The 1660-nt window shown below is 43.3% G+C and carries 1 protein-coding gene; it reads left to right on the forward strand.

Features of this window, described 5'->3' with window-relative positions; genetic code table 11:
• Window positions 1–340: 340 nt before the first annotated feature.
• Window positions 341–1477, forward strand: coding sequence for a glutamine-hydrolyzing carbamoyl-phosphate synthase small subunit (carA, locus tag NWP21_RS15645; RefSeq protein ID WP_280793367.1), 1137 nt, complete (start codon window positions 341–343; stop codon window positions 1475–1477).
• Window positions 1478–1660 lie beyond the last annotated feature (183 nt).

Raw genomic sequence — 1660 nt, forward strand, 5'->3', positions numbered from 1 at the left:
ATAGCGGTAGTCTTTCTTGTAAATCTTAAGAGAAATATCGCGTCTGGCTAAGGCGTGCAAGTCTACTAAGGGATAACCGCTCCCATGCTCCCGTTGAAGTAGAAAGTAAAGTCTAGCTTTGTCTAGGTTTTATATAGCAGATAATTAATATTTGCAGTAATAGCTGAACTAGCGACAAAATACTGCTTACCATTAACAAATGTCCACATAGGATCACTGTTCCACTATCCCCAAAGTCAAGCTTTGATGGCGTGGCGGTGGAGCAAAGAATTATCAGGTGAGAAACCTGGGTTATGCCTTCATGGCGTGAAACTTACATTATTTTTTGTCTTAATCACCTATGCCCCTGTCTAACACAATACCTGCTCTACTTGTCTTAGCCGATGGAACTACTTATCGCGGTTGGTCTTTTGGTGCAACGGGAACCAAAATCGGGGAAGTGGTATTTAACACCGGTATGACTGGATATCAAGAAGTCCTGACTGACCCCAGTTACTGCGGTCAAATCGTCATTTTTACCTATCCTGAATTAGGAAATACTGGGATCAATATTGAGGACGAGGAATCGAACCGGCCTCTGTGTGCTGGGGCGATCGCCCGCAATATTTGTCATCGCCCCAGCAACTGGCGGTCAACCCAATCCTTGCCTAATTACCTCAATCAGCATCAAATACCCGGCATCTACGGCATTGATACTCGTGCCCTCACGCGCAAAATTCGCACAGTAGGAGCTATGAATGGTGGTATTTCTACATCTCTCGATGAAGTGGAATTGTTAGAGCAGGTACTAGCAGCACCCAGCATGGCTGGTTTAAATTTGGCGCGTCAAGTTACCACACCCAAAGTATATGAATGGACAGAAAAGACAATTCCTGCTTGGGAGTTCAATTCAGAATCTGTGGTCAATAACACAGAAACTTTGACTGTTGTTGCCATAGACTTTGGTATAAAACGTAATATTTTGCGCCGCCTAGCCAGTTACGGATGCCGAGTAATAGTTGTTCCTTTAGATACACCTGTAGAGGAAATCCTCAAATATAACCCAGATGGGATATTTCTTTCCAATGGTCCTGGTGATCCAGCAGCGGTCACAGAAGGGATTACAACCGCTAAGGCATTGCTGGAAAGTCAAAAACCCATATTCGGCATTTGTATGGGACACCAGATTATAGGTCATGCCCTGGGGGCAGAAACTTATAAACTGAAATTTGGTCATCGGGGTTTAAATCAGCCAGCCGGACTACAGCAGAAGGTAGAAATTACCAGCCAAAACCACAGTTTTGCCATTAACCCAGATTCATTACCTGCCGGAGTTGTGGAAGTTAGCCACCTAAATCTCAATGATGGCACCGTTGCTGGCTTACGACATCAGTCTCTGCCCGTATTCTCTGTTCAGTATCACCCTGAGGCTAGTCCTGGACCTCATGATGGTGACTACTTATTCCAGAAATTTGTCCAAGCTATGCAAAAGAGCTAGTCCTCATCTGACTATTTTATAGACAAAACTATACTTATGTTGACAAGCATTGACATAAGTGAGTTAAGAAAATCGCCCACTTGATATATAATCCTACGATATCAAGTATTGAATTAAGACTATTGCCAACGCGAAAACCAAGCAATGATAGCGGTAGTCTTTCTTGTAAATCTTAAGAGAAAT

The sequence above is a fragment of the Anabaenopsis sp. FSS-46 genome (assembly GCF_029891665.1).
Classification (GTDB): domain Bacteria; phylum Cyanobacteriota; class Cyanobacteriia; order Cyanobacteriales; family Nostocaceae; genus Anabaenopsis; species Anabaenopsis arnoldii.

Excerpts from the sequence above, each read along its gene's own strand:
- carA (WP_280793367.1), top strand. The coding sequence starts at position 341 with ATGCCCCTGTCTAACACAATACCTGCTCTACTTGTCTTAGCCGATGGA.